The following is a 21,844-nucleotide window of genomic DNA, read 5'->3' on the forward strand; positions in this document are numbered from 1 at the left end:
GCTTGTGGTACTGGGTTTTCTGGCGCTTTCCGGCTGTGTCACGACGACGGACAGCCCGTTTGCGAGGGAGGCGAATAAGCAGAAGGCGGAAGAGAACTACGTCAAGCTGGGGATGGCTTACATTGGGCAGGGCAACTATGACCGCGCCCGGGACCACCTGGAGCGGGCCCTTCAGATTAACCCCGACAGCCCGAGTGCCCTGGCTGGCATGGGACTGATCTACCAGACCGAAGGCGAACCGGATCTGGCGGAAAAATCCTTCCTCAATGCCCTGGACAGTGATAGCAACTACACGCGTGGGCGTGTTTTCTACGGGGCTTTCCTCTACAACCAGGGGCGTTACAAGGACGCTGAAACGCAGTTCACCCGGGCGTCCAAGGATACCGAATACGACGATCGCGGCTCGGTTTTCTACAACCTGGGACGGACCCAGGATGAGCTGGGCGATTTCGAGGATGCGACGGCGAGCTACAAGCGAGCCGTTGGCCTGAGCCGGGGAAATGCGAACTATTTGCTGGCATTGTCCACATCGCTGGTGAACGAGGGCGATTACGCATCCGCAGAGCACTACTACAATCAACTGGTTGGGATGATGCAACATAATCCCAACCTGAAGCACTCGCCGGAAAGCCTGCTGACGGGGCTTCGCCTGGCGCATCATTTTGGCGATGAGAACCGTGAGGCCAGCCTGGCTTTACTTCTGCGCAAGCAATACCCAAAATCGGAACAACTCAAACAGTATAGAGCACTGATTTCGAATGATTAATGATGATACCCAGGAACAACCGGAGGCAGCGCCGCTGACCGGAGAGGTCGGGCATCAGCTGCGTCGGGCACGAGAAGCCAAGGGCATTACCGTGGCCGACGTCGCAGACAGTCAGCATCTTCGTCCATCAGTGATCCAGGCGATTGAAGAAGGCGAGTACGACAAGATCGGCAGCGAGCTTTTCCTGAAAGGCTATGTCCGTGCCTACGCCGAACAGGTCGGTTTGAACGCGACAAGCCTGTTGGAAACGCTGGACATGGAGCTGGAGCCGTTGCGCGAGGAAGCCGAACAGGCGCGCCGGGAAGATCCGCTAGAATCGATCGAACGCAAAAAGCGGCAGAAGCGTCGTGTCGCCCGCTGGATTATCTGGATTCTGCTGATTGCCGCGGTGGCCGTGATCGGCACACGCGTCGTGGAAATGGAGTTGTATCCGAAGCTGGGAGGCGAGGGCGCCGCAGAGACCTCGCAGGCGTCGGATGACGGAGCCACCGACAACCCGGAAGCCACCTTCGGAACGACTGATGAGGCCGGGCAGGGCAGTGTCGACGAGCCGAAAGCCGCTATGGAAGAGTCTGCCGACAGCGCTGCCCCCACTCCCGCGGCTCCGAAGGCCGACGAACAGGCCCAGGAGCCAGAGATGGCATCGACCCCGGCCGATGAAACGATGTCGCCGGAACCTGTTGACCAGGGTTCCGTCGCAGCGCCGGCGGATAATACAATGACCAACGACACCGCGGAGCCGGACGTCAGTGAACCTGAGCCGGTGCCGCCGGTCGAAGATCAGCCGGTTGCGGCGGCCGGTGATGTGCTGAGTGCAACGTTCACCGGTGATTGCTGGGTATCCGTCAAGAATGCAGAGGGGACGACAGTTGTAGCGTCCCTCAAGCGCGCCGGTGAATCATTACGATACGAAGGTCAGGGCCCCTTTCAGGTGGTGCTGGGCGCGGTTGACGTCGTCAGCCTGAGTTTTAACGGTGACGCCGTTGACCTGTCGAGCTATCCAGCGCCCAATAACCGGGTCTCCCTGACGCTGGGAAACTGATCCAGACCACCGATTCAGGAAAGTATGAAACACGAATCTCCCATTAAAAGACGTCAGTCCCGCCAGATCCACGTCGGCAACGTGCCGGTTGGTGGCGATGCGCCGATCGCTGTCCAGAGCATGACCAACACCGAGACCTGCGATGTCGACGCCACGGTGGCGCAGATCGAAGCGCTGCAGCAGGCCGGCGCGGATATTGTCCGTGTTTCCGTACCGACCATGGACGCCGCCGAAGCGTTCTCGAGGATTCGGTCACAGGTTTCGGTCCCGCTGGTGGCGGACATCCATTTTGACTACCGTATTGCCCTGAAAGTGGCCGAATACGGGGTCGACTGCCTGCGTATCAACCCGGGCAATATCGGTCGCGAAGACCGGGTTCGTGCCGTGATCGATGCGGCCAAGGATCGCAATATCCCGATCCGGATCGGCGTCAATGCCGGCTCCCTGGAAAAAGATCTCCAGAGAAAATACGGCGAACCCACGCCGGAAGCGCTGGTGGAATCCGCCATGCGTCACATCGATATCCTGGATCGTCACGATTTCCAGGACTTCAAGGTGAGCCTCAAGGCCTCCGAAGTCTTTATGACCGTGGCCGCCTACCGCCAGATTGCCTCACAGATCGAACAGCCGCTCCATCTGGGCATCACCGAAGCCGGCGGGTTTCGCTCCGGAACCGTCAAGTCTTCGATCGGCCTGGGCATGCTGCTGATGGACGGTATCGGCGATACCATTCGGGTCTCCCTGGCAGCAGACCCGGTGCAGGAAGTGAAGGTGGGGTACGACATCCTCAAGAGCCTGCGTTTGCGGGCCCGGGGTATTAATTTTGTCGCCTGCCCAAGCTGCTCGCGGCAGAACTTCGACGTCATCCAGACCATGAATGACCTGGAAGCCCGACTGGAAGACGTCAACACATCGCTGGACGTGGCCATTATCGGTTGCGTGGTCAACGGTCCCGGCGAAGCCAAAGAGGCGGATCTGGGCCTGACCGGTGGCAGCCCCCGTAACCTGCTTTACGTGGGTGGGAGCCCCAACCAGAAACTGGATAACGAAGATCTCGTCGATAATCTCGAGAGGCTCATCCGGGACGAGGTCGAACGCCGCAAAGAGCAGGACGACGCCATCATCGCCCGGGCCCATGACTGAGAAGTGGGTCCGGGTCTGATCCCGCTACGCCGGCCTGTCAGGTGACGGGCCCGGTCCGTTCCCCACTGTATTCGACGAGCCGACAGACGAATTAACTGGAAAAGCACCTTGGCCAAGATCAAAGCAATTCGAGGGATGAACGATATCCTGCCGGACCAGTCCCCGGTCTGGCAGTACCTGGAACAGACCGTGAGCCGCGTGCTGCGCAATTACGGGTATCATGAAATCCGCATGCCGATTGTTGAGCAGACCGACCTGTTCAAGCGGTCCATCGGCGAAGTGACCGATATTGTCGAGAAGGAAATGTACACCTTCGCGGATCGCAACGGCGACAGCCTGACATTGCGACCGGAAGGAACCGCCGGCTGCGTACGCGCCGCGGAAGAGCACGGCCTTCTGTTCAACCAGACCCGCAAGCTCTGGTACACCGGCCCGATGTTCCGGCATGAGCGCCCTCAGAAGGGGCGCTACCGGCAGTTTCACCAGATCGGGGTCGAGTGCTTCGGCATGACCGGACCCGATATCGATGCCGAATTGCTGATCCTGACGGCGCGTCTCTGGAAAGCATTGGGCCTGGCGCCCCATGTGCGGCTGGAGATCAACTCCATCGGCACCAGCGAGGCCCGCAAGACCTATCGCCAGGCGTTGGTCGACTATCTGTCGAATTATCGGGATCGGCTGGACGAAGACAGCCTGCGTCGCCTGGAAACCAACCCGCTGCGCATCCTGGATTCCAAGGCACCGGAGACCCAGGCCATCCTGCAGGACGCCCCGGATCTGGTGGATTACCTGGACGAGGCATCCATTGAGCACTTTGCCGGTTTAAAACAGCGCCTGGAGCTCGCCGGTATTGAGTACACGGTGAATTCCCGACTGGTTCGCGGCCTGGATTACTACGGCAAGACCGTCTTCGAATGGGTGACCGACAGTCTCGGAGCCCAGGGCACCGTGTGTGCCGGTGGCCGCTACGATGGGCTTGTGGAGCAACTGGGCGGCAAACCCACGCCGGCTGTCGGGTTTGCCATGGGCATCGAGCGCCTGGTGCTGATGCTGGAAACCCTCGAACGAGTCCCCGCCTCGGTCAGCGGCGATGCGGATGTATACGTCATGGGCATGGGTGAGGCCGGCGAAGCAGAGGCCCTAAAGGTCTCCGAAGCGCTGCGGGAATCGATGGCACAGCAGGTGGTTGTGCTGCATTGCGGCGGCGGCAGCTTCAAGAGCCAGATGAAGAAGGCCGATCGCAGCGGCGCGCGTTACGCGCTGATCATTGGCGACAACGAGGTCGAGAGCCGAACCGTCAGCCTCAAACCCCTGCGCAGTGAGGGCGAACAACAGGCGGTCAGCCAGTCCGAACTGGCAGACACACTGACAGCGCTGCTGGCGGCAGACTGATCCCACATACTGAATCAATCGTTTTCGTTTTGACGGAGTAACTGACGTGGAATTGCGTACCGAAGAAGAACAACTCGCGGCGATCAAGGACTGGTGGAAGAAGAATGGCAGTGCACTGCTGATTGGTATCGGCGCGGCCCTGGCCATCGTCTTCGGCTGGCAGGCCTGGCAGAACCATCAGGCGGCCGAGCGAAGCGCTGCGGGTTCCCAGTACCAGCAATTGCTGAGCGCGCTGAACCAGCAGGCGGGTGATGAGCGGGAAAAGACCATCGAGTTCGTGACCAAGGAACTCCAGGACGAATACAGTGATAGCGCCTACGCGGTCTATGGTTCGCTGATCCTGGCATCGCACCAGTTCAGCGAGAAAAACGATCCCAAGGCAGCGGCTGAATCGCTTGGATGGGCCCGCGAACACGCGGCGGAAGGCCCGCTCAAGATCATGATCGGTGAGCGTCTGGCCCAGGCCCAGTTCGCAGCGGACCAGGCGGACGACGCCCTGAAAACCTTGCGTTCCGTGAAGGATCCGGGTGCCTACAAGGCCCTTTATGCTGAGCTTGAAGGCGACATCCTGCGCGCCCAGGGCGATCTGGACGGTGCCCGCAAGGCCTACACCGCAGCCAGCGAAGCTGCCGGCAGTGCGCCGAGCCCGCTGCTCAAGCTGAAGATGGCCGACATGGCCGTTGGGGAGGATGCTTGATGCGGCGCCTGCGCCTTGTTCGCCAGTGCCTGATCGGTGTCGGCCTGGCGGGGCTGCTGGCTGGATGCAGCTCCAACGACACGTTCGAGCAGCCCAAGCCCCTGCCTGAGATTGAAAGCAGCGTCTGGCTGGATGAAGTCTGGGATACCTCCGTCGGCGACGGTGATGACGAGCAGCTGCTGTTCCTTCAGCCAGTGCTTTCCTATGGGGAACTGTTCGCGGTCTCCAGTGATGGTGAGCTGGTCTCCCTGAACCCGCAAAACGGCGACTACAACTGGGAAACGGACCTGGAGCGCCCCATCCTGGCCGGGGTTGGTGCGGATGCCGATCATCTCTATGTGGGCTCACGCAAGGGTGAGTTGCTGGCGCTGTCCCGGGAAAAGAAAGGCGAAGAGGTCTGGTCGGTCAAGCTGCCCAGCGAGATCCTGGCGCCGCCGCAGTCCAACGGCTCGGTGGTGGTCGTCCAGACCATCGACGGCAAGGCACTGGCCTACGATGCCGATACCGGGGAAAAGAAATGGCAGTACGATGGCGTTATCCCGGTTCTCAGTTTCCGGGGTACCGCGACTCCCTGGGTCGGCTCGGAAGTCACCCTGGTCGCCTTTTCAAGTGGCCAACTGTACGCCCTGCTGACCGATACCGGTCAGCCGATATGGCAGTATTCCGTCGGTGAACCCAGTGGCCGGACGGAGCTTGAACGCCTGGTTGACGTGGATGGTACACCGGTGGTGCGCGACGGCGTAGCCTATGTGACAGGTTACAAAGGTAACGTGGCCGCGGTGGATATGCGCACCGGCCAGGAAATCTGGAAACGGGCGGCCAGCAGCTTCCAGTCACCAACCCTGGACTATGGCAACCTGTACATTTCCGGATCGAACGGCGTGATCAGTGCGTATAGTCTGTTCAACCGTAAGGAAATCTGGTCGCAGGATAAACTGGAATGGCGGCAGACCACCGGTCTGGCCTCTTTGGATGGCTACCTGCTGACTGGCGACTTTGAAGGCTATGTGCATATCCTCTCGCAGTTGGACGGCTCTCTGCAGGGCCAGCTGCAAGTGGACGACGACGGATTGCGTGTGCCGATGATCGTTGACGGTGACCTGATCTATATTTACGGCAACAGTGGTGAACTGGCAGCCTTCAAGCTGCGCGAATCCGACTGAATCCGATCCCGGCTGTGCACGGCCGGGATTCCACTTTCTGACTGACGAACGCTCTATGACCCCTGTAATCGCCCTGGTTGGACGCCCCAACGTGGGCAAATCGACCCTGTTCAACCAGATGACCCGCACCCGGGATGCGTTGGTGGCCGACTTTGCCGGCCTGACCCGCGATCGCAAGTACGGCGAGGGCCAGTACGAAGGCCAGCGCTTTATCGTGATCGACACCGGTGGCCTGACCGGGGACGAAGAGGGCATTGATGCGGAAATGGCGCGCCAGTCCATGCTCGCCGTGGAAGAGGCGGACATCGTGCTGTTCCTGGTGGACGGCCGTGCCGGCCTGACGTCCGGCGACGAGTTGATTGCCAACCAGCTGCGGCGTTCCGGCAAGCCTGCCCACCTGGTGGTCAACAAGACCGACGGCCAGGATCCGGATGTGGCAGCCTCCGAGTTCTATCAGCTGGGGTTTGAGTCGGTCTATCTGATTGCGGCCTCCCACAATCGTGGCATTCGCTCCATGCTGGAGGATCTCTTGCCTTCAGCGGAAGAGGTCGAGGAAGACAGCGCCGAGCGCTATCCGGGGATTCGCATTGGTGTGGTCGGACGGCCCAACGTGGGTAAATCCACGCTGGTCAACCGGATGCTCGGCGAAGAGCGGGTGGTGGTCTACGACATGCCGGGCACGACCCGGGACAGCGTCTACATTCCCTATGAGCGCCAGGGTCAGGAGTACACGCTGATCGACACGGCCGGTGTGCGCCGGCGCAAGAGCGTCCGGGAGACGGTGGAAAAGTTCTCCATCATCAAGACGCTGCAGGCGATCGAAGATTCCCATGTGGTGATTCTGGTGATCGATGCCCGGGAGGGGCTGGTTGACCAGGATCTGCACCTGATCGGATTTGTACTGGATGCCGGCCGCTCGCTGGTGATCGCCGTCAACAAGTGGGACGGGATGGACGGCGAGCAGCGCGGTCGCGTCAAGGAGCAGTTGGCCCGCCGCCTGGAGTTCCTGGATTACGCCGACAAGCACTACATTTCGGCCTTGCACGGCTCGGGTGTGGGCGTGATGTACGATTCCATCGGTGAGTGCTACGAGTCGGCCATGGCCAAGTGGCCGACCAATCGTCTGACGGCCATCCTGGAAGACGCGCTGACCCAGCACCAGCCGCCGCTGGTCAACGGACGTCGCATCAAATTGCGCTACGCTCACCAGGGCGGCTCCAACCCGCCGCTGGTGGTGGTGCACGGCAACCAGACCGATGCCTTGCCGAATGCTTACAAGCGTTATCTGGAGAATACCTTCCGCCGCGTCCTGGACGTGCGGGGGGCGCCGATCCGCTTTGAATTCCGTTCCAGTGAGAACCCGTTTGCCGGTCGGGTGAACCGTCTCACGCCACGCCAACAGGCGAAGAAAAAGCGCATGATGCAACACGTTCGCAAGACGAAGAAGAAGCAGAAGAGCAAGAAGTCGCGCTAGGCTGCGAGCCCGTCAGAAAGCGATTCCGAACGCGAAAAAAGGCGCCGTTTCGAGACTCTCTCGAATCCGGCGCCTTTTTTGTTTGCGTTGGCCGTGGGGGTTCTAAGTGCAGGATGCCCGGTGGTTGTTGCGGATCCATTCCACGAACGAGTCGGCGGAAGCCGGGCGGCTGTAGAAGTAGCCCTGTGCGTAGTCGCAGCCCTGCGCCTTGAGGAAGTGGGTCTGGGCCTCTTCTTCCACCCCTTCGGCAATCACCTGCAGTTCGAGGCTGTGGGCCATGTTGATAATCGCGCGGACCAGCGCGGCATCCCCCGGCTCGATCATGACGTCCCGAATAAACGACTTGTCGATCTTCAGCGTGTCGAAGGGGTAGGACTTCAGGTAGCTCAGGGCGGAGTAACCCGTGCCGAAGTCATCGACGGAGAGGCGCACCCCCATCTCGTCCAGGCGCCGCAGGATGTCGGCCGTTTCGATGGTGTTATCCAGAATCAGTCGTTCGGTGATCTCCAACTCGAGGCAGGCCGGATCCAGTCGCTGTTCCGACACCGCACGGCTGACCGCGTCCACGAATGAAGGGTCGCGGAACTGTCGTGGTGACACGTTGACGGCGATGCTGAGTTTCAGCCCCGTGGTCTCGTGCCATTGTCGTGCAGCCGCACAGGCCTGCTGAATCACCCACTCGCCGATGGGGATAATCAGGCCGGTTTCTTCCGCCAGCGGAATGAACTTATCCGGCATCATGAGGCCCATGGTGGGGCTGTTCCAGCGGATCAGGGCTTCCGCGCCGATCAACTGGCCGGAGGCGGTTTCCACGATGGGCTGGAAGTAAAGTTCGAATTCATCCAGTTCCAGCGCCCGGCGCAGGCGGGATTCGATCTGCAACCGCTCGTGGGAGACTTCCTTCATCTCCGGGGCAAACCGTTCATAGGCACTCTTGCCCTTGCTCTTGGCCTGGTACATAGCCGCGTCGGCGTGCTGCAGCAGGTTGCCACTGTTGTCGGAATCGGTGGGGTAAATGGCGATGCCGATACTGGTGCTGACAAACACTTCCTGGCCATTCAACTGGAAGGGTGGGGCGAAGGTCTGCAGGATGCGGTCACCCACCTGTTCGGTCGCGTCAGGCTCGTGAAGCCCCGGCAGGATGACCAGGAATTCGTCGCCGCCCAGACGGGCCACGGTACTGGTGCCCCGCAGGCAGCTGGAGATACGGCGGGAGGCCTCGATCAGCAGGTTGTCCCCGGCTTCGTGACCCATGGTGTCGTTGATGTGCTTGAAGTTGTCCAGGTCGAGGAACATCACCCCGACGAGGGTTTCTTCACGGCGGGCCTGGGCCAAGGCCAGTTTGAGGCGATCCAGCGCCAGCATCCGGTTGGGCAGGCCGGTGAGAATGTCATAGTTGGCCTGGCGCAGCAGCTGCTGTTCGTAGCGTTTGCGGATGCTGATGTCTTCGCCGAGGATCAGGTAGTGGGTCGGGTTGCCGTCCACGTCCTTGATCGGCGTAACGATCACCTGTTCCCAGAAGCGCTCGCCGCTGCGGCGGGCGCTGTTGATTTCCCCCTGCCAGACACCAACGCGTTGGACCTGCAGTCGAACGTTTTGCCAGAGCTGCTGGTTTTCCCTCTGGGAGAACGTATCGCTGGTCAGCATGCCCGGGTGCTTGCCGCGAATTTCCCCGAGCGTGAAACCGGTCAGCTGGGAGAATTTGTGGTTGGCAAATTCAATGTGCCAGTGCCGGTCACAGATGATGACCGAGGACGGGCTCTGCTCAATAGCCAGTGACAGCTTTCGGATCTCGGAGGCATCCTCTTCCTGACGTTGCATGTCTTCATTCAATCGCTCGCGCATTTGATTGAAGGCATCCACCACCTGGGACAGCTCGTCGCGACGGTTGACCTCCGTGTCCGGACGGTCCAGTGCCAGCGGTTGCTGCAGGTTCCGCAACGAGAAGCTGCGGGCGTACTGGGCCATGGTGGTCAGGTGGCGCGTCACGAAGTACTGGAAGACCCAGATGATCAGCACCGAAATGAAGAAGGTCTTGAAGAATTGGGTGGTCAGGATAACCAGCACCTTTCGGCGCAGGTCCTGATAAATATCGGCCAGACTGGCGGTAATGGTCAGCTCACCCAGCTTGTACAGCTCGTCCCCTTCATGAGTCAGCACGAACGTGCGGGTCATGGTGGAGGTTTCCCTGGGGACTTCTCCCATCACCACTTCGGAGTCAGGGTAGATTTTCAGGCGCAGGTGGACGATATCCGGAAGACTGAGGATGCCTTCCATCTGCACCTGCAGAAGCTTCTGGTCCAGGGCCCACAAACTGCGCGACAGGCTGCTGGCGTAACTGGTTTCGATGACGGACATACGTTCGTCGACCAGGGACACGTCCTTGCGGAAATCGGTGTACACCTGAATCGCCGAAGCAAACAGCGTGAACAGAGAGCTGAATAGCAGGATATACGCCAGCAACCGGAATGACAGCGGCGAACTGGTCTTGAATTGGCTTAGTCTCGTCGACAGGTTTGACATGTTGTCGAAGTCATCAAATACATAGTCTCGGTCCCGCCGGAAAAGCGTGCCGTTGGATAGGGGCGGTACAGCTTCTGCGCTCAGCCGATCAGCTTGAAACAGAGGTGCTTTCCATAAAGGACTATAGCAGTTGATTTTCTTGAATGCCCTTGGGCTTCATCAATTAACTGTGTGATTTTGCAAAAGTTGAGAGATGAACGGGTGTTCATTGTTCATATTCTGTTCATTGTTACCCCCTTGTCGATGGATTGGCCGCAATACGCTCTGTTTCATTGAGCGAAGCAGGATTCATTCTTTAATGACAGAGGGTTATGGCGTTCTGCGGAATTCCCTGTCTCTCCTATACTGAAGAAACCTTTTTCAGCGACCCATTCACGGTGCATTCGGGAGGGTGTGATGACAACGGTCGGCGTACTCAAGGAAATCAAGAACCACGAATACAGGGTCGGGCTCACGCCCGCCGGGGCTCGCGAGCTCACTGAACACGGTCACGATGTGCTGGTCCAGCAGGGGGCCGGCGACGGGTCCGGGTTTTCGGACGACCTGTACGAGCGGGCCGGAGCCCGTATCGTTCCCGACGCCGAAACGGTTTTCGAAGGGGCGTCGTTACTGATCAAGGTGAAGGAGCCCCAGGCCCAGGAGCGGGCGCTGCTGAAACCCCACCACGTTCTGTTCACTTTCCTGCACCTGGCGCCGGATCCGGATCAGACGCAGGATCTACTGGCATCCGGAGCCACCTGCATCGCCTATGAAACCGTCACCGACCGCCACGGCAGCCTGCCGTTGTTGGCGCCCATGTCCGAAGTCGCTGGTCGGCTGGCCATTCAGGCGGGGGCGCAGGCACTGGAGAAAGTGCGTGGCGGGCGCGGTGTCCTGCTCTCCGGGGTGCCCGGCGTCCACCCCGGCAACGTGGTGGTGATCGGCGGCGGTGTGGTTGGTCGCAATGCGGCGCAGTTGGCCGTTGGGCTTGGCGCCCGGGTGACCGTGTTGGACCGGTCGGTCCCCGTGCTCCGTGAGTTGGATCAGCACTACCGGGGGCTGATCACCACCCTTTACTCGACACGGGACGCGATCGAAACGGTGCTTGCGGAAGCGGATCTGGTGGTTGGTGCTGTTCTTATCCCCGGCGCGTCGGCGCCACGGCTGATCACGCGGGATCTGCTGGGTGTCATGCCGGATGGCTCGGCGCTGGTGGATGTGGCGATTGACCAGGGCGGTTGTGCGGAAACGTCCCATCCGACGACCCATGATGATCCCACCTATGTGGTGGACGGTGTCGTGCATTACTGCGTTGCCAACATGCCCGGGGCTGTGGCGAGAACGTCGACGCTGGCGCTGACCAATGCCACGCTGCCTTATGTCGTGAAACTCGCGGATCAGGGAGTACGCCAGGCACTGCAGGGAGATGCGGGCTTTCTGCCTGGCCTGAATGTCGCGCAGGGGAAACTGACCTGTGAAGGCGTTGCGTTGGCTCAGGATCTGGAATTCATCGCCCCGGACAGGATGTTGTCAAAGTTGGGGTGATGTTGGCTTTCCCGGAAACGGGAGGGAGAGAAAATGGCGTCCCCTAGGGGGTTCGAACCCCTGTTGCCGCCGTGAAAGGGCGGAGTCCTAGGCCACTAGACGAAGGGGACGCATCTGCTTGAAAAGCTTGCCTCGTCGAGGTGGCGCGTATATTAAGTAAGGCCCCCGGCGCTGTCAAACGTTTTTTGGAAAAAAGTTTGAGTCGTTAGCTGGTCCCATTCAGACAGTACTTGAGTTCGTCCCCGATGGCGTCGAAGGCGGCCAGTGGGCCCTGGTTGGCCTGCAGTTTGAAGATCGCCCGGGTGATCCGTTCACGACTGGCCGGAACCTGCCCGAGGACGGCATCGATATCCGCATCCAGGATCGCAGCCATCAGGATTTCGTAGCGTAACTTGTTCTCGCCGGCGCAGAAGTAGAAATGGCCTTCGCGGCTGTCTGGTTCCGGTTTTCCCCGGCGCTGGTAGACCCGTTTGCTGCAACGGGCGAACTCGGCATTGACCGCTGAAAAGGTCTCCTCCAGACCCTCGTCTTTCACGGCCTTTTCCAATAGACGGACGCGCTCAGCCCCCGGCTTGTCCAGCCCGGGTAAGTTATCGGTCAACTGCTGTCCAGTGAAGCCCTGGCGAATCAGCTGCAGAACGGTAATGTACTCGCTGGTGACCATGCTGCAGGTTTCAAAGCTCTGCGCTCCGCGAGGGCTCGCCAAAGCGGCCTCTGGCAGGAGCAGAATGGCGGTGAGCGCCAACAGGGGAACGGTGCAACGCATGTAACAACCAGCTTTGATACGGATACGATGAGGCTACCAGAGCCCCTGCCATGCTGATGTGAGGTGTCGCGCAATCTCGCCGACAACCGCCATTAATCGATAATGCTGCTCAGGGCTTCCTCCAGATTGGGGTGAGTAAAGCCGAATCCTGCCTGCTGTAGCCTGGCGGGCATAACGCGCTGGCCTTCGAGAAGCATGGCGGACAACTCGCCCAATGCCGTACGCAAGACAAACGCCGGAATGGGGAAGGGGGTTGGACGATGTAGAACCTGGCCCAGCGTTCGGGTGAATGCCCGGTTGGTGACCGGGTGTGGGCTGACCACGTTGTAGGCGCCGCTGGCGTCCGGGGTTTGCAGCATCCAGATCAGGGCATTCACCACGTCGTCGCGGTGGACCCAGGACAGGTACTGCCGGCCATCGCCGAGGCGGCCGCCGAGACCCAGTCGGAAAGGCAACAACAGACGGTCCAGCATGCCACCATCCGGACCCAGAACGACGCCAGTTCGGGACAGGCAGACCCGGCTGCCCAGTTCTTCGGCCCGGCGGGCCTCCGCTTCCCAGTCGGCACAGAGTCGGTGGGCAAAGTCGTCGTTTACCGGCGCATCTTCGGTCACCGGTTCCCCGCCGTGGCTGCCGTAGTAACCGATGGCGGAGCCTGAAACAAAGACGCCGGGCTGTTGCTCGCGCTGAGTGAGGGCATCGACCAGCGACCGTGTCAGGTCAATCCGGCTCTCCCGCAGGATGCGCTTGCGCTTGTCGGTCCAGCGGGCATTGGCAAGACCTTCACCGGCCAGGTTGATGACGGCGTCGATGGCATCGAGGCGAGGAATGTCGGCCAGATCGTGGAGAGACTCGACCCGACCGCAGAGGGCGCGGACGTCATCGTCGGATTTGCGGCTGTATACCGTAAGACGGTAACCCCGTTTCAGCAGTTCGGGACACAACCGCTGCCCGATAAAGCCGGTTCCGCCGGTGATCAGGATGTGCTGCGTCATCTTTGGTGACTCCAGCGTTAGTGGGACGATGTCTGTGTGAGGGTCTCTTCCACGATATGGCGAATGGCATCCCCCAGTAAAGGATGCTCGCCCACGGGGCTTGCCAGGCTGATTTCAACCCGGTGTTCGCTTGCCAGGCGGTCCAGCATGGCGGGCACGTCTTTGCGAAGGTGGCGGCCCGCAGCGAGGAACAACGGCAACACCGTCACCCGGGCCACACCGTCCTGCGCGGCCCGTGCGACTTCGTCATCCAGCGACGGCTCGCTCAGTTCCATATAGGCAATGGCTGAATCGGGCACGGACGCCAGACTCGGCGCGGCCAGTTTTTCAAAGGTTCGGCACCATTGGGGATCGCTGCTTCCATGGGCGAGCAATAGGACGCGGTGATCTGACATTCTGCGGGTCACTCCTTGGTAAAATGAGATGGATGGCCTTGAGGGCCCCGAACTGACGTTTACCCATGCTCTACGTATAGTATGCCGGATTGGAGCATGTGGGCAGGGTAAGCGTCGTAGGGAGGATGAAGATGCTGTCAGCGCAGGAAGTCATTTATTTCTGGTTCGGTGAGCTCGATCGGGACGGTCTGCCCGATGCCCACCATCGTGAACGCTGGTTCAAGTCCAGTCGATCGTTCGATTGGGAAATCCGGCGCCGGTTCCTGCCCCTGGTGCTGGTGGCCTCCGAGGAGGGCCTGTCGGAGTGGCGCAGCGATGCGACGGGCGCATTGGCGGAAATCCTGTTGCTGGACCAGTTCTCACGCAACATCCATCGGGGCCGGGCCATGGCGTTCGACAATGACGCCCTCGCTCGTCGGTGCTGCCTGGAGGGACTGGACAAGGGATTGGACGTGCAGCTGCCGTTGATCCAGCGGGGCTTTTTCCTGATGCCGTTGCAGCATTCGGAAAAGCTGGCGGATCAGGAAAAAGGCGTGGCGCTGTACGAACAACTGATGGCAACGGCGGACGGTCGCCTGCGGGATGTTTTGTCTTCTTTCTATCAATCGGCCAGCCAGCACCGGGATCTCATCGCCAAATTTGGCCGTTTTCCCCATCGAAACGCGTTGTTGGGGCGCCATTCCACAGAGGCGGAGGTGGCTTACCTGGCCGACGGCGGGCAGCGATTCGGTCAATAATGATCCCGGTCACTATTTTCTGTCGATTTTTTCGTCAGAATAGGGTGGTAGGAACACGCATCCGCCGATGGGGTTGCCTTTAATAAATCGTTAACGGTCTCCAGTTCGTACAACACCGGCAGGACGCTACCCTATAATCCAATCAACAGGGCATGCACAAAAAAAGAAAAATGGCCCTGGAGTCAACAAGCAAGAACGGAACAGAGTGATGACGGACGACAAGCCGGGTGCTGAGTCTGTTGTCGGCGGGGCGTTGCAGGAATCCATTCACTACCACGGTCGGAAGGCCGCGCGTGCCAAAAGTGAAACCCGTCGGCGCAAGATTCTGGAGGCAGCGCTGGAAATAGCCGCCCATGAGGGCGTGAGGGGGATCAAGCATCGACCGGTTGCCAAACTGGCGGACGTGCCCCTGGCCTCGACAACGTATTATTTCAAGGACATCGAAGAACTCATCCAGGACGCCTTCATGCTGTTCGCAGAAAAGGCGAATCGCGAACTGGAGGCTTTCTATAGTGGGCTCAACGGCCTCATAGACCGCGCCCTTGTGCGGGGCAGTCTGCACAGCCTGCAGGGGCGGGAACGCCTGGCGGCTGAGCTGGCGACCTATATTGCCCGGTATTTCGTGCAGCAGATCCGGGACAACACGTCTTCGGTCCTGACCGAACAGGCGTTCCTGGCGGAAGCCATGCGGGAGCCGGGGCTGGAGCCGCTGGCCCAGGAATATCGCAAAGCCTGGCTGGACGGCGTCGAATCCATCATGAAACGCTTGGGAACGCATCACCCTCGCCGGGACGCCGCGCTCCTGATCAGTGTGGTGTCGGGGATGGGGTACGATGGCCTGCTGTTCCGTGAGCGGTTCAGCAGCAGTTTCGTGGAAGAAACGCTGCAACGGGTCATTGGGATGTTAATGGGCGTGGCGCCAACGGGCGGCGACGTCACAGCGCCAGAGACTGGCAACCTGAACGGCACGCTTTACTAGCCACTTTCAGTCGTCGGCTGATCGGTCCATTGTGTTGTTGGCTTTGCCTGCCTGTCTTCCCGCACGCGCGGCAGGGTGATGGTGACACAAAGGCCGCCACCGGGAGCATGGCCTGCGGAAATGTGACCGCCATGCATAACAATGGCACGGCGTGCGATGGCTAGCCCGAGGCCCGCACCCGAGCCGGTTCCCACCTCGGGCCCGCGTTGGAAGGGCTCGAAAATCCGCTCCAGCCACTCATCGGAAACGCCCGGGCCACTGTCGCAGATTTGCGCATGCAGCTGATCATCGGCCGGATCAATCCAGGTCACAATGCGGACAGCCGTGCCGGGGGCCGTAAACCGCACCGCATTGCGAATCACGTTCTCGAACGCGCGACACAGCAGTTCACCACTGACGGTTGTCACGAAGGGACCGTCATATTCCAGCGAAACCGTTGCGTCTTTGGTGCTGGCTTCGAAACCGGCGTCTTCGGCAATCACGTTCAGCAATTCGATCAAGTCGACACGCTCCGAAGCGATGTCGTCGATGCCCGCTTCCAGATGCGACAACGTCAGTAGCTCCTCGATCAGCCGATCCAGCCGTTCCGACTCCCGGTCAATCCGTTGCAGCATCTCCGGCTGCATCTCCGGCGACCGGGAAAGCAGGCCGATGGCGACCCGCAACCGCGTGAGCGGCGAGCGCAGCTCATGGGAAATATCGTGGAGAAACTGCTTGCGTTCATCCATCAGGTGCTGCAACTGGCTGGCCATCCGGTCGAAGTCGTTACCCAATGCCACAATCTCGTCACGGCGACGGCCCATCAGCGGCTGGATGCGCGTGGACAGTTCCCCGGCGCCAACGGAGCGCAAGCCCTGACTGATGTGATTCAGGGGGCCGGACAGGTACCAGGCCAGGAAGAGACTGAACAGGATGCTGATGATGGCGCCGATGCCCATCGGCACCAGGGCGGTGGGGCGTGGCGGATGCTGCATCTTCAGCGGGTGATCGGCCACCAACCGGTAGTGACGGCCGAGGTTGTCGACGGCAGTGAATGTAGATTGGATTGTGTCAGGCCGGGTGCCAGCGATGAGGTGTCCGCTATCGTCGAGCAATCCCAGGGTGATGTCGTCGGCATGCTGGCGCGTTCGCAACAGGGGCAGGGCGGCCTCATAGCCTTCGGTTTCGATGATGCGCTGGGATTGATGGACCACCATCAGGGTATCCATCATTTCGGGTGTCGGGTGGTCGGGATTGCTCAGGTGCATCACCACGGCCCCGACGAAAAAAGACAGCGTCAGCGCCAGCCAGAAGGCCAGCACCAGTTTCCAGAACAGACGGCTGGGCTTCATTCGGTCACCAGCACATAGCCCTGTCCGCGTACGGTCTGTATCCAGGAGTCTCCGTCATCCCGTTGCCCCAGTTTCTGGCGGATGCTGCTGATGTGGACATCGATGCGCCGATCGAAACGGGTGAGGGGGCGCCCCAGCGCATTACTGGAGAGGTCATCCTTGCTCACCAGCCGGCCGGCCTGGCTGGCCAGCTCTTCCAGCAGATTGAATTCTGTATTGGTCAGGTTGAGCGGCTGGCCCTGCCATTCGATCTTGCGTCGTGCCGGCCAGACCGTGAGTCGACCGGCCTTGATCGCCGCACGGTCGGTGCCGGTGTTCTGGTCGCGGCCGGTTCGGCGCAGGATGGCGCGCAAGCGGGCCACCAGTTCGCCCGGTGAGCTGGGTTTGGGCACATAGTCGTCAGCGCCGAGATCCAGGCCGGCAATGCGGTCGACATTATCGCCCCGGGCTGTCAGGAGCAGCACCGGAATATCGCTGCGAGCGCGTACGCGCCGCAGAATTTCGATGCCGGTAATGGTGGGGAGCATGATGTCCAGTACGACAATATCGTAATGGCCGGTGAATATTTCGGCCTCGCCCTCTTCGCCGGTATGAACAGCCTTTACCTTGAACCCTTCGCTCGACAGGAAGTTCGCCAGCATGGCGGTGAGATCGCAGTCGTCATCGATCAGCAGAACATTCTTCATTGGCGGCTTACCCCTTGCTACAGCAACGCCATTATCGGTATTGGCCGCTGCACTGTCCTGTGTAAACCCGGGTTTTTCAAAAACTTTACACTGGCTTAACCGCACGAAACGTCCAGATCCCTATCATTCAGAGAGTTGTGTTCCATTCGTCCCACATTGGAGTGCGTGTGCCTCGTTATCTGGTCATTGCCTGTCTGAGCCTTCCGCTGTGGCTCTGCGGCTGCGCAGCCGTCAATGAGTCAAGCACCATGCCCCAACCCGGCGATCCGCTGGGTCAACTGGATGATCCGGATCCGGATGATCCCTACTTTGCCACGTCGGAGCCGGGCGCGGTGCCGATGGATGCCGCCCCGACCGGGTCGATTTACGTTCCCGGCCAGACTCCGAGTCTGTATGTCGAGCGTTCTCACTTTCAGGTGGGCGATATCATCTCGGTCGAGTTGCAGGAGTCGACCAAAGCCACCAAGAAAGGCTCGACCAGTCTCAAGAAGACCAGTGAATTCAATCTCGACCCAATCGGGGTGCCGGGCGGCAACCTGGAAATCGGGGGCAATGAGGTCAAGTTGAACGTGGATCAGCAACAGAAGTTCGAGGGCGACGGATCGGCCACCCAGAGCAACGGCTTCCAGGGCGAACTGACTGTGGCGGTGATGAAGGTCATGCGTAACAACAACCTCCTGGTGCGCGGCGACAAGTGGATGCTGATCAACAACGGCAAGGAGTATATCCGCCTGACGGGCGTTATTCGCGCCAAGGATGTGGGGCCGGATAACACCATCAAGTCGTCGAAAATCGCCAACGCGAGGATCGAATACTCCGGCACCGGATCGCTGGCAAACAGTCAGCGTCAGGGATGGTTTGCCGACAAACTCAATGATCCAGACATTTGGCCCTTCTGATGCGGATGGCCAACTGGGTGCTCGTTTCAATCCTGCTGACAGGCTGCAGTACGGAAATGTCCTTTCGGTACAACATGATGAATCCTAATGGCGTCATGCCCCTGGTGCTCGAAGCTGAGGGCTATGCACCAATCAATACCCAACCCGGTCCCAGTTACGAAGAAAAGCTGATGCAGGCGATGGAAGCGTCGCGCATGGATGCCTATCGCCATCTGGCGGAGCAGATCTACGGGCAGCAGGTGCGCCTGCGTTCGGATGTGGAGGATGACGCCGTCAGCGATAAACGAATGGATGCCAAGGTGGATGGCCTGGTTCGTGGCGCTGTGGAGGTCACCCACGGTATCGACGGCAAGTTCTATACCACCAAGCTGTCACTGGATACGTCAACGCTGCCTGAGTTACAGGGAATCAGCCAGGGCACCACCGGAGCAGTCCGACACAAATGGTGGTACTGATACGCCTGTTGCTTCTGGCGCTGATGACGACCGGAGCACGGGCCGACTGGTATGAAGGCGAGGGTGAGGCTCCGGTATTGGGCAGCGATCGGGGCAGCGCCTATGAAAGCGCTGGCCGGGAAGCGCTACGCAGCGCGCTGATCGCCGCCGGGGCTTCCGTGTCCCTGGTGAAAGATGTTGGCGTCGAATCCCAGCCCTTGAGCGGTGGCGTGACCTACCGTACCGCGGACAGCGGTCATGTCGGCGATGTCCAGGTTCTGGAAGAGGGCGTGGCGTCCGACCGGGTCACGATTCGTATTCGGGCGAACATCACTCAACCCGGAAAGGTCTGTGGGCACGATCTGGTCAGTAAGGCTGTGGTGCTGGCACCTCTGGCCCAGGATGCGCCGGACCAGGCGGCCTGGGGTGGCCTGGAGCGAATGCCGGAGGCTGCATCCTCGCGACTTCTGGCGGCGTTCAGGTCGGCCCGGGCCGATTTCCTGGTGACTCATGTCCTGAGCGGTCCGGTGGCGCTGGACAGCCAGCATTGGCGGGAAGACAGTCGGCGTCAGGTCGAGTACCTGGCGGATCACCATCACAGCCAACTGGTGGTCTTTGGTCGGATCAATAACCTGACCCTGGGCCGCAACGATGACGATCTGGTGCGGGAGTTTGCGATGACCCTGAGTCTGGTCGACGGCCTCTCCGGCGATCCTATTCTGACCCGGCGTTACGCCACCCGCACGTATTGGCCGTTTGCCCCGACCGATCGAGTCGGCGCCGATAGCGACCGGCTCTGGGCCTCCCCGTATGGCCTCGAAATCAGCCGGCTCATGCACACCGCCGTGGGAGACATGGCCGATGCAGTCGCCTGCGGGCGGCCCAAGACCCGGGTCATCCGGGTGCGCCCCAATCGCCTGGATGTGGCCATCGGGGCGCGGCAGGGGATTCAGACCGGGGCTTTGTTCAAGGTTCTTTATCAGGACAACTTTACGGATGCTGAGGGGGCCGGCTACGCGAGCTTCAGCGACTCTGGGGCGACCTTTGAGGTGGTCCATGTCTATCCGGATCACAGCACGCTCGCACCGGTCGAAGGGCAGGTCCCCGGCAGCATACGAATTCGCGATCTGGTGCAACTGGACGATTTGTGGGAGTAACAGCGATGGAACTGGGTAACTTGATTTCAGGGCTGACCGGATCGGCGTCAACGTCAGAATCCAGCACGACAACGGCGACGGACAGCGGTGAGGCCTCAGGGGGATTTCAGCAGGTTCTGAATCAGGCCATACAAAACACGGCCAGCAGCTTCTCCGGGCTTAGCGAAGAGAACAGTGGCCAAGCCGTGAGTTTGCTCGGGGAAACCCTCATTCTCGACATGGCCCAGAAAATGATTCCGGTGGCCAACTCGGGAACGGCGTCCGCCACGGAGGATGCCACGGCGTCCACGGACTCCGGCACGTCCGGGGCAGCAACGGATTCCAGCACGATCGCGACCGATTCTTCCGCCGACGAAACCGCAGAGAGCAGCGAAGTGTCGGAACCTTTCTCTTCATCGCTGACGAGCGACGCCGCCGATGTGACAAACACGGCCGCTGCTGATGCGGCGTCGACGGAATCCGATTCCCTCTCGTCTTACCTGGAATCGCTGGGCGAGAAAAAAGATCAAAAAAGTGGTTGACGGAAACGGTCGATTCCGTAGAATACGCAGCCGTTGAGAGGGGTAGCCCTTTCAGACAAGCGTGAATAGCTCAGTTGGGTGAGCTGCTCCGCAGCGAACGCCCGAGCCAATCGCTGATATCACAGCGATTGAAAAAGCGAGGGCAGGGATGAGCACTATAAAAAGCGTGCTCGATCGGATGCCTTAAAAATCCGGTTCAGGGTCTGGTTGTCAGGTCCAATGAAAAGCGGGAATAGCTCAGTTGGTAGAGCACAACCTTGCCAAGGTTGGGGTCGCGAGTTCGAATCTCGTTTCCCGCTCCAAATTCCAGAAAAAGCCCGGCCTCGTGCCGGGCTTTTTCGTTTCTGCACTGACAGTTTGTTCACGCCGCTGGTATTCTTCGTCTTTTGCACGGAGGCCGAATCATGGCGCAGTTGACGGTTGAACAGCTTTTCTACTACCCGGTCAAATCCCTCCACGGCGTCGAGGTGGATGCCGTCACTCTGGATGATTTCGGGCCGGCCGGCGATCGCCGCTGGATGCTGGTGGATGAAGAGGGGCGTTTCATAACGCAGCGCGAGCAGCCGCAATTGGCCCTGGTTCACTCTGCACTCCAGGATGGCGTTCTGACGCTGTCGATTCCGGGGCAGGAAAGCCCGGTTCCGGTGTTCGCCAGCGAGCGCGAGCGTCGAGTACTGGTCTGGCGGGACTGGGTCAAGGCGCAACTGGCCGAGCCGGGGCCTGCCGAGTTGCTGAGCGACTGGCTGGGCGTTCGGGTGGAGTTGGCGTATATGCCCGAATCCAGCGTTCGCCCGGTTGACCGGAACTACGTGCCGGAAGATCGGCGGGTCAGCTTCGCCGACGGGTTTCCCTTTCTGATCACTCATACGGCATCGCTGGCGGCTCTCTCGCAACGGATTGGCGAGTCCGTGGATATGCGTCGTTTTCGACCCAATATCGTGGTGTCCGGTGGCGACGCCTTTGACGAAGATCGGTGGGTCCGGTTGCACCGCGACGACTTTACGCTGGATCTGGTGAAACCCTGCTCACGCTGCCTGATGACGACCGTTCATCCAGACGAGGGCGTCCGCTCCGACAACCTGCAGCCGCTGCGGGAGCTGGGCCGTTTCCGGCGGACCCCGGACGGCGTCATGTTCGGTGTGAACGCTGTGCACTCCGGTCCGGCCATCATTCATGTCGGCGATACATTTGACATAGCTTTTCGTGAGGATCATTGATTC

General features: G+C 60.2%; 21 protein-coding genes and 2 tRNA genes. 16 read left to right on the forward strand and 7 right to left on the reverse strand.

Annotated features, from left to right (window positions below; translation table 11 throughout):
- The first annotated feature begins 4 nt into the window (after nucleotides 1–4).
- The 7 genes from pilW (at nucleotide 5) to der (ending at nucleotide 7,677) form a co-directional block, all read left to right on the forward strand.
- Nucleotides 5–766, forward strand: a complete 762-nt coding sequence (gene pilW / locus JL474_RS02690) for a type IV pilus biogenesis/stability protein PilW (RefSeq protein ID WP_328797763.1) — start codon at nucleotides 5–7, stop codon at nucleotides 764–766.
- Nucleotides 759–1,808 carry a RodZ domain-containing protein gene (locus tag JL474_RS02695; RefSeq protein ID WP_203140821.1) on the forward strand — a complete coding sequence of 350 codons (1,050 nt, stop codon included), beginning with the start codon at nucleotides 759–761 and terminating at the stop codon, nucleotides 1,806–1,808. The genes pilW and JL474_RS02695 overlap by 8 nt, the downstream gene beginning before the upstream one ends.
- Nucleotides 1,809–1,832: 24 nt before the next feature.
- A complete protein-coding gene (gene ispG / locus JL474_RS02700; protein WP_123633430.1) occupies nucleotides 1,833–2,951 on the forward strand; it encodes a flavodoxin-dependent (E)-4-hydroxy-3-methylbut-2-enyl-diphosphate synthase in 1,119 nt (372 codons plus the stop codon).
- Nucleotides 2,952–3,086: 135 nt separating this feature from the next.
- Nucleotides 3,087–4,343: a histidine--tRNA ligase gene (gene hisS, locus JL474_RS02705; RefSeq protein ID WP_407944042.1), complete on the forward strand. Its 1,257-nt coding sequence runs from the start codon at nucleotides 3,087–3,089 to the stop codon at nucleotides 4,341–4,343.
- 46 nt (nucleotides 4,344–4,389) lie between these two features.
- Nucleotides 4,390–5,040, forward strand: a complete 651-nt coding sequence (locus tag JL474_RS02710) for a YfgM family protein (protein WP_203140822.1) — start codon at nucleotides 4,390–4,392, stop codon at nucleotides 5,038–5,040.
- On the forward strand, nucleotides 5,040–6,203 hold the full coding sequence (gene bamB, locus JL474_RS02715) for an outer membrane protein assembly factor BamB (RefSeq protein ID WP_123633427.1): 1,164 nt from the start codon (nucleotides 5,040–5,042) through the stop codon (nucleotides 6,201–6,203). Before JL474_RS02710 ends, bamB begins: the two co-directional genes overlap by 1 nt.
- A 55-nt stretch (nucleotides 6,204–6,258) precedes the next feature.
- Nucleotides 6,259–7,677 (forward strand): ribosome biogenesis GTPase Der, encoded by a 1,419-nt coding sequence (der, locus tag JL474_RS02720; protein WP_203140823.1) that lies wholly within the window; start codon nucleotides 6,259–6,261, stop codon nucleotides 7,675–7,677.
- 102 nt (nucleotides 7,678–7,779) lie between these two features.
- Here der and JL474_RS02725 read toward each other — a convergent pair whose 3' ends face one another.
- Entirely contained in the window at nucleotides 7,780–10,200 is a 2,421-nt protein-coding gene (locus JL474_RS02725; RefSeq protein ID WP_123633425.1) for a bifunctional diguanylate cyclase/phosphodiesterase, read from the reverse strand.
- Nucleotides 10,201–10,596: 396 nt separating this feature from the next.
- On the opposite strand from JL474_RS02725, the gene ald reads away from it, so the two are divergent.
- Nucleotides 10,597–11,724, forward strand: coding sequence for an alanine dehydrogenase (ald, locus tag JL474_RS02730; protein WP_203140824.1), 1,128 nt, complete (start codon nucleotides 10,597–10,599; stop codon nucleotides 11,722–11,724).
- A gap of 34 nt (nucleotides 11,725–11,758) precedes the next feature.
- Here ald and JL474_RS02735 read toward each other — a convergent pair.
- From JL474_RS02735 to JL474_RS02750, 4 genes are all read right to left on the reverse strand, one after another.
- A tRNA-Glu gene (locus tag JL474_RS02735) sits at nucleotides 11,759–11,834 on the reverse strand.
- A gap of 95 nt (nucleotides 11,835–11,929) precedes the next feature.
- Nucleotides 11,930–12,490, reverse strand: coding sequence for a hypothetical protein (locus JL474_RS02740; protein ID WP_203140825.1), 561 nt, complete (start codon nucleotides 12,488–12,490; stop codon nucleotides 11,930–11,932).
- 92 nt (nucleotides 12,491–12,582) lie between these two features.
- Nucleotides 12,583–13,485 (reverse strand): TIGR01777 family oxidoreductase, encoded by a 903-nt coding sequence (locus tag JL474_RS02745; protein ID WP_203140826.1) that lies wholly within the window; start codon nucleotides 13,483–13,485, stop codon nucleotides 12,583–12,585.
- 17 nt (nucleotides 13,486–13,502) lie between these two features.
- Nucleotides 13,503–13,880, reverse strand: a complete 378-nt coding sequence (locus JL474_RS02750) for a sirohydrochlorin chelatase (protein WP_203140828.1) — start codon at nucleotides 13,878–13,880, stop codon at nucleotides 13,503–13,505.
- Between the two features lie 131 nt (nucleotides 13,881–14,011).
- Between JL474_RS02750 and JL474_RS02755 the strand changes: the two genes are divergently transcribed.
- On the forward strand, nucleotides 14,012–14,617 hold the full coding sequence (locus JL474_RS02755) for a DUF924 family protein (protein WP_203140830.1): 606 nt from the start codon (nucleotides 14,012–14,014) through the stop codon (nucleotides 14,615–14,617).
- Nucleotides 14,618–14,825: 208 nt separating this feature from the next.
- Complete coding sequence (locus JL474_RS02760; RefSeq protein ID WP_123633419.1) at nucleotides 14,826–15,596, forward strand: TetR/AcrR family transcriptional regulator; 771 nt, start codon at nucleotides 14,826–14,828, stop codon at nucleotides 15,594–15,596.
- Here the strand turns inward: JL474_RS02760 and JL474_RS02765 are convergent.
- A complete protein-coding gene (locus JL474_RS02765) occupies nucleotides 15,593–16,927 on the reverse strand; it encodes a HAMP domain-containing sensor histidine kinase (protein WP_203140831.1) in 1,335 nt (444 codons plus the stop codon). The genes JL474_RS02760 and JL474_RS02765 overlap by 4 nt on opposite strands.
- Nucleotides 16,924–17,613, reverse strand: coding sequence for a response regulator transcription factor (locus JL474_RS02770; protein WP_203140833.1), 690 nt, complete (start codon nucleotides 17,611–17,613; stop codon nucleotides 16,924–16,926). The genes JL474_RS02765 and JL474_RS02770 overlap by 4 nt, the downstream gene beginning before the upstream one ends.
- Before the next feature lie 167 nt (nucleotides 17,614–17,780).
- Here JL474_RS02770 and JL474_RS02775 point away from each other — a divergent pair, with 167 nt between their 5' ends.
- The 6 genes from JL474_RS02775 (at nucleotide 17,781) to JL474_RS02800 (ending at nucleotide 21,841) form a co-directional block, all read left to right on the forward strand.
- Nucleotides 17,781–18,512 (forward strand): flagellar basal body L-ring protein FlgH, encoded by a 732-nt coding sequence (locus JL474_RS02775; protein WP_203140834.1) that lies wholly within the window; start codon nucleotides 17,781–17,783, stop codon nucleotides 18,510–18,512.
- A 74-nt stretch (nucleotides 18,513–18,586) separates the two neighbouring features.
- Complete coding sequence (locus tag JL474_RS02780) at nucleotides 18,587–18,967, forward strand: LPP20 family lipoprotein (RefSeq protein ID WP_203140835.1); 381 nt, start codon at nucleotides 18,587–18,589, stop codon at nucleotides 18,965–18,967.
- Complete coding sequence (locus tag JL474_RS02785) at nucleotides 18,955–20,103, forward strand: flagellar assembly protein T N-terminal domain-containing protein (protein WP_203140836.1); 1,149 nt, start codon at nucleotides 18,955–18,957, stop codon at nucleotides 20,101–20,103. The genes JL474_RS02780 and JL474_RS02785 overlap by 13 nt, the downstream gene beginning before the upstream one ends.
- A gap of 5 nt (nucleotides 20,104–20,108) precedes the next feature.
- Nucleotides 20,109–20,624 carry a hypothetical protein gene (locus tag JL474_RS02790; RefSeq protein ID WP_203140837.1) on the forward strand — a complete coding sequence of 172 codons (516 nt, stop codon included), beginning with the start codon at nucleotides 20,109–20,111 and terminating at the stop codon, nucleotides 20,622–20,624.
- A 226-nt stretch (nucleotides 20,625–20,850) separates the two neighbouring features.
- Nucleotides 20,851–20,926, forward strand: a tRNA-Gly gene (locus JL474_RS02795).
- Nucleotides 20,927–21,028: 102 nt separating this feature from the next.
- Nucleotides 21,029–21,841: an MOSC domain-containing protein gene (locus JL474_RS02800; protein WP_236011967.1), complete on the forward strand. Its 813-nt coding sequence runs from the start codon at nucleotides 21,029–21,031 to the stop codon at nucleotides 21,839–21,841.
- Nucleotides 21,842–21,844: the final 3 nt, after the last annotated feature.

The sequence above is a fragment of the Marinobacter mangrovi genome, from assembly GCF_016798325.1.
GTDB classification, from domain to species: domain Bacteria; phylum Pseudomonadota; class Gammaproteobacteria; order Pseudomonadales; family Oleiphilaceae; genus Marinobacter_A; species Marinobacter_A mangrovi.